The sequence below is a fragment of the Streptomyces niveiscabiei genome (assembly GCF_001419795.1).
Lineage (GTDB): Bacteria > Actinomycetota > Actinomycetes > Streptomycetales > Streptomycetaceae > Streptomyces > Streptomyces niveiscabiei.
The window spans coordinates 1-5,366 of the sequence record NZ_LIRL01001056.1; the positions used below are offsets into that span (position 1 = coordinate 1).

Consider the following 5,366-nt stretch of genomic DNA (forward strand, 5'->3'; position numbering starts at 1 on the left):
CCGACGCCCTGCGCCTCGGCCACCTCGCCGCCGCCGCGACCCTCGCGACCCGCGCCGACGTCCCCCCGCCCCTCACCCGCACCACCCTCGACGACCACCTCGCCCTCGACGACGCGGCCTGGTCCGCGCTGACCCTCTAGGAGCACGACCATGACCCACCAGGCGATCCGCACCACCGGCGCCCCCGCCCCCGCCTGGGCGTTCTCGCAAGGCGTCCGCAAGGGACCGATCCTCCAGGTCTCGGGCCAGGGCCCGCAGGACCCCGCGACCGGCGCCTACCTGCACGAGGGCGACGTCAGGGCACAGACCCGGCGCACCCTGGAGAACGTGCGCGCGATCCTCGAAGCGGGCGGCGCCGGCGTCGGCGACGTCGTCATGTTCCGCGTCTACCTCACCACCCGCGCCGACTTCGCCGCGATGAACGAGGTGTACGCCGAGTTCATCGCCGAACACGTCCCCGAGGGCGCGCCCAAGCCGTGCCGGACGACCGTGTTCGTCGAACTCCCGCACGAGGTCATGCTCGTGGAGATCGACGCGCAGGCGGTCGTGGAATGATCCTCGACTGGCGGTTCAAGGCCGTGCCGGACCACGCGTGGGGGAGCACGGCCGCCGAGTTCCTCGCGACCCGGCCCACCCTGGACGAGTTCGGCACCCCCCTCCTCACCCTCGACGCGTCCGCCCTCGAACACAACCTGCGCACCATGGCCGACTGGTGCGCGGCGGCCGGCGTCGACCTCGCACCGCACGGCAAGACCACCATGGCCCCCGCGCTGTGGCGGCGCCAACTCGACGCCGGGGCACGGGGGATCACCCTCGCGACCCTCGCACAGGTCCGCGTCGCCCGCGCCTTCGGCATCCAGCGCGTCCACCTCGCGAACGCCCTCCTCGACCCCGCCGGGCTGCGCTGGATCGGCGCCGAACTCGACCGCGACGCCGGGTTCTCCTTCACCTGCTGGGCCGACTCCCCGCGCACGGTCGACCTGCTGCGCTCGGCGTACACCGGGGAGCGTCCGCTCGACGTGTGCGTCGAACTCGGCGCGGAGGGCGGGCGGACAGGGGTACGCGGCGTCGACGAGGCCGTCGCGGTCGCCCGGGCGATCCACGCGGACCCGCGGCTGCGGCTCGCCGGAGTGAGCGGATACGAGGGCGCCCTGAAGTCCACCGCCGCGATCGAGAGGTACCTCCGGGACCTGGTCGTCCTGCACGACAGGCTGCTCGCGGACGGCCTGCCGGACGTCCCGGACCCCGTCGTCACAGCGGGCGGCAGCGCCCACTTCGCCACGGTCGTACGGGAGTTGGCGCCCGTGCGCGCCGCCGGGACCCGTGTCCTGCTGCGCTCCGGCGCCTACCTGATCCACGACGACGGCTACTACCGCACCGTCTCCCCGCTCCCGCTGCGCAGCGCCATGCACGGCTGGGCCCGGGTGGTCTCCCGCCCCGAACCGGCCCTCGCGCTCCTCGACGGCGGCAAGCGGGACTTCCCCTGCGACGAGGGGCTGCCCGAACCCCAACTGGTCCGGGGCGGCGGCGCTTTGACCGGCGCGCGGGTCACCGCCCTCAACGACCAGCACACGTTCCTGCGCGACGCGGACGTCCAGGTCGGCGACGTCGTCCGCCTCGGCCTCTCCCACCCCTGCACCGCGTTCGACAAGTGGAACCTGATCCCGGTCCTGGACGACGCGAACGCGCCGAACCCCCAAGTCGTCGACCTCGTAAGGACGTTCTTCTGATGCAGGACTTCTTGGCCACGCTCGCCGAGGACCGCGTGATCGCGGTGATCCGGGCCCCCGAGATCCCGGACGCCGCGGCCCTGGCCACCGCGCTCGCACAAGGCGGCATCACCTGGGTCGAGTTCACGTACACCACCCCCGGCCTGACCGCCCACCTCCGGGACGCCGCCTCCGTCCCCGGCTGCCGCACCGGCGCGGGCACGGTCCTCACGGCCGCGCAGGCGGAGGCGGCGATCGAGGCGGGCGCGGCGTACCTGGTGACGCCGGGGTGCCGCGAGGAGGTGGCGCGGGTCGCGACGGCCGCGCGCGTCCCCCTGGTCATGGGCGCCCTGACCCCGACGGAGGTGGCGTACGCCGTCGACCTGGGCGCGGCGGCGGTCAAGATCTTCCCGGCCCACTCCCTGGGCCCCCGCTACTTCAAGGACCTCAACGGCCCCTATCCCGGGGTCCCTCTGATCGCCTCGGGCGGCGTCAACGCCACGAACGCCGCCGATTTCCTGACCGCCGGTGCCCACGCGGTCTGCGCCGGGTCCGACGTGGTCCCGGCGGGCGCGGTCGCGGCCGGGGACTGGCCGGGGATCACCCGCCGCGCGACGGGGTTCGTGGCGGAGATGCCGAACTCGCCCTGAACTTCCCCTGATCGTACGGAAATTCGTAGAACATACACGCATCCATGCCTCCTCCTGGCGCGTCTTACGAGCAAACCCGCTGAACCTGGAGGAACCGATGCGCCGACGACTCGTCATCTCCGTGCTCACGGCGGCCCTGTGCGGCACCGCGCTGGTGGGCACGGCCTCGACCGCGGAGGCCGCCGCCAAGGCCGTCGACTGCCGGAAAGTGAAATGTGTGGCGCTCACGTTCGACGACGGGCCGGTCGCGGACACGAAGAGACTGCTCAAGACGCTGAGCGACCGGAACGTGAGAGCGACGTTCTATCTGGTCGGGCAGAACGTGCAGCGCAACCCGTCCGTGGCGAAGGCGATCGCCAACGGGGGGCACCAGATAGGGAACCACAGCTGGGACCACGCGGATCTGACGAAACTGAGCGCCGCGAAGATCAACGCGGAGTTCTCGCGGACGGACACGGCGATCAAGCAGGCGACGGGGCTCAAGCCGAGCACCGTGCGGGCGCCGTACGGGGCGCACAACGCGGCCGTGCGCAAAGCGGCGGCCCGCCCGCTCGTGCACTGGAGCATCGACACCCTGGACTGGAAGTACCGCGACACCGCCCGGCTCGTCAGGACCGTCACCACGCAGTCCCGCCCCGGCGACATCGTCCTGATGCACGACATCCACAAGACGACCGTCAACGCGATCCCCGCCATCATCACCGGCCTGAAGTCCCGCGGCTTCCACATCGTCACCGTCGACCAGCTGTTCGCCCCGGCGAAACTCCCCGCGGGGAAGGTCACGTACGACAACCGCAAGGCCTACCGGCCCTGATCACCAGGGCGAGTCCGGCAGCGTCCCGCCCTGCGACAGCAACTCCACCACGGCGTCTCCCCGTTCGGTCCGGCCGATCCACACGTTGCGGCCCTGCCGGTACCGTTCGAGGAGCCCCGCGTCGGTGAGCTGCCGGCAGTGGTGGGTCGCGTTGGCGGGGCTGCACTCCAGGAGCGCGGCGAGGCGCCCCATGGTGAGGGGATGCGCGGCGGTACGCAGGATCGCGGCGCGCAGCGGGCCCACCACGAGCGCGAGGGGATCCTTGGCGGGGGAGGGCGCCGCCGAGGACTCCCAGAGCCGACCGACCCCGGGCAGCGGGTAGCCGATCCACACCAGGTCGGGACGGTCGAGCGCGAACATCGACGCCCCCGGCCCGGAGAGGATCGGCACGAGCACGAGCCGGCGCCCGTCGAGCGCGTACGTGTCGGCCTGCGGATCGGGCAGCCGGAGACTCTCGCCGACGAGCTGGAACCGCGAGCTGAGATCCTGGAGCACCGCCTCGGAACAGTCCTGGAGGACGGCGGCACCCACCCGCTCCGTCTCCCGGCGCAGGTACGCCTCCGCGCCCCGCCACACCGGCTCGAACTCCTGCCACACCCGCCGCAGCACCTCCGCGTAGCCGTGGATCCACTGCCGGGGCCGGTCCACGACGGGCCGCCACTGCGGAGGCACCTCGCCCCCGAACTCCGCCTCCAGCTCGTCCAGCAGCGTCCCCGGCGCGAGGTCCGTCAACTGCGCGAACTGGGCCGCCGCGTCCCCCTCCGGCATGCACGCGGTGGGCGTGACGCAGTCCGGGATGATCGAGTACCCGGGCGCGAACAGGGGCCGCAGCACCGCCGCCCCCGCCTCGGGCACCGCACCCCGGACCATCTCCCGCCACCTGCGCGGCACCCCGTGACTGCGCGCCCCGAACACGTCGGCCACCAGCGACAGCAGCGTCGCGCTCTGATGGGCCGCGAAAGAGATCCGCACCTCGGCGAGCGGGCCGAGACGCAACTCGGTGTGACTGTGCATCGAACCGTTCCTCAACTGCGCGTCTCCAGACGGGCTGTTCCCCTCGACGAGCGTAGGGAACAGCGCGTGGCGGGCGGGCACCACCACGTGCACGAGGACTCCCCATTTCGTGCACAACATCCCAGTACAGTGGCCGTCCGGGCGGGGGATCTGGGAGTGCACCGGCATGACGGACAACGAGGACCGGGCGGAGTCGTTCGAGGCGGCGGCCTCGTCCCTGTTCGCCCCGCTGCGGGTCACGGACCCCGCCCCCGTGTTCCACGCGACGTTCGAGCACACGGCCATCGGCCCCGCCTCCGTCGTCCGCATCGAGGCCACGGGCGCCACCGTCATCCGCGACGGCCGGACCATGACCTCCGCCGACCGCGAGTGGATGCACCTCACCCTCCTGCACGGGGGCCGGCTCGGCGTGGGACAGGACGGCCGCAGCGACGCCCTGGCCCCGGGCGAGTTCTTCGTCCTCGACAACACCCGCCCCTACCGCATCATCGGCGACGGCCCCACCGACATGACCGTCCTGTGCGTCCCCCGCGCGAGCCTCGGCCGGCACGTGGACGCCATCGGCCGCCGCACCGCCCTCGCCGTCTCCGCCCGCACCGGCATCGGCGCCCTCCTCGGCCACGCCCTGTCCCCGGACGCCCTCCCCGGCCGGGCCGAACCCCGCGCCCACCTCGCGGACGCCATCACCGCGCTCCTCCTCGCCGAGTTCGCCGACACCGCCCCCGAACGGGCCCCGGTCGCCAGCGCCCTCGCCGACCGCATCCGCGTCTACGCCCTCGCCCACCTCGACGACCCCCACCTCACCGCCGAACGCGTCGCCCGCCGCCATCACCTCTCCGTCCGCTACCTGCACTCCCTCTTCAAGGGCGCCGACCTCACCTTCACCGCCTGGATCCGCCACGAACGCCTCCTGCGCATCCGCCGCGACCTCCTCGACCCCGCCCTCACCGACCGCTCCACCGCGGCCATCGCCGCCCGCTGGGGCGTCCTCGACACGAAGCACCTCGGCCGCGCCCTGAAACGCGAGTTCGGCGAGACGGTCGCCGACCTGAGACGCACCCGCAGAGCCACCTGAAGCGCCCGCCGGACCACCCGGGACACGCCCGCCGGGCCCCCGACCCGGCATCACGCCGGACTGCGCAACGGCACCACCCCCACACACGTCCCTGATACACATCT

Annotated in this window: 6 protein-coding genes; 5 read left to right on the top strand and 1 reads right to left on the bottom strand. The window is 73.0% G+C overall.

Annotation, left to right across the window (positions count from 1 at the left end; translation table 11 throughout):
- Positions 1–150 precede the first annotated feature (150 nt).
- The 4 genes from AOK24_RS39595 (at position 151) to AOK24_RS39610 (ending at position 3,173) form a co-directional block, all read left to right on the top strand.
- A complete protein-coding gene (locus AOK24_RS39595) occupies positions 151–555 on the top strand; it encodes a RidA family protein (protein WP_055724758.1) in 405 nt (134 codons plus the stop codon).
- Complete coding sequence (locus AOK24_RS39600) at positions 552–1,730, top strand: alanine racemase (RefSeq protein WP_055724759.1); 1,179 nt, start codon at positions 552–554, stop codon at positions 1,728–1,730. Before AOK24_RS39595 ends, AOK24_RS39600 begins: the two co-directional genes overlap by 4 nt.
- Positions 1,730–2,359, top strand: a complete 630-nt coding sequence (locus AOK24_RS39605; RefSeq protein WP_055724760.1) for a bifunctional 4-hydroxy-2-oxoglutarate aldolase/2-dehydro-3-deoxy-phosphogluconate aldolase — start codon at positions 1,730–1,732, stop codon at positions 2,357–2,359. The genes AOK24_RS39600 and AOK24_RS39605 overlap by 1 nt, the downstream gene beginning before the upstream one ends.
- A 97-nt stretch (positions 2,360–2,456) precedes the next feature.
- Complete coding sequence (locus AOK24_RS39610; RefSeq protein ID WP_055724761.1) at positions 2,457–3,173, top strand: polysaccharide deacetylase family protein; 717 nt, start codon at positions 2,457–2,459, stop codon at positions 3,171–3,173.
- Here AOK24_RS39610 and AOK24_RS39615 read toward each other — a convergent pair whose 3' ends face one another.
- Complete coding sequence (locus tag AOK24_RS39615) at positions 3,174–4,187, bottom strand: ArsR/SmtB family transcription factor (protein WP_055724762.1); 1,014 nt, start codon at positions 4,185–4,187, stop codon at positions 3,174–3,176.
- 166 nt (positions 4,188–4,353) lie between these two features.
- On the opposite strand from AOK24_RS39615, the gene AOK24_RS39620 reads away from it, so the two are divergent.
- Complete coding sequence (locus AOK24_RS39620) at positions 4,354–5,262, top strand: AraC-like ligand-binding domain-containing protein (protein ID WP_055724763.1); 909 nt, start codon at positions 4,354–4,356, stop codon at positions 5,260–5,262.
- Positions 5,263–5,366: the final 104 nt, after the last annotated feature.

Coding starts and splice junctions, on each gene's coding strand:
- AOK24_RS39595 (WP_055724758.1), top strand. CDS start 151: ATGACCCACCAGGCGATCCGCACCACCGGCGCCCCCGCCCCCGCCTGG.
- AOK24_RS39600 (WP_055724759.1), top strand. CDS start 552: ATGATCCTCGACTGGCGGTTCAAGGCCGTGCCGGACCACGCGTGGGGG.
- AOK24_RS39605 (WP_055724760.1), top strand. CDS start 1,730: ATGCAGGACTTCTTGGCCACGCTCGCCGAGGACCGCGTGATCGCGGTG.
- AOK24_RS39610 (WP_055724761.1), top strand. CDS start 2,457: ATGCGCCGACGACTCGTCATCTCCGTGCTCACGGCGGCCCTGTGCGGC.
- AOK24_RS39615 (WP_055724762.1), bottom strand. CDS start 4,187: ATGCACAGTCACACCGAGTTGCGTCTCGGCCCGCTCGCCGAGGTGCGG.
- AOK24_RS39620 (WP_055724763.1), top strand. CDS start 4,354: ATGACGGACAACGAGGACCGGGCGGAGTCGTTCGAGGCGGCGGCCTCG.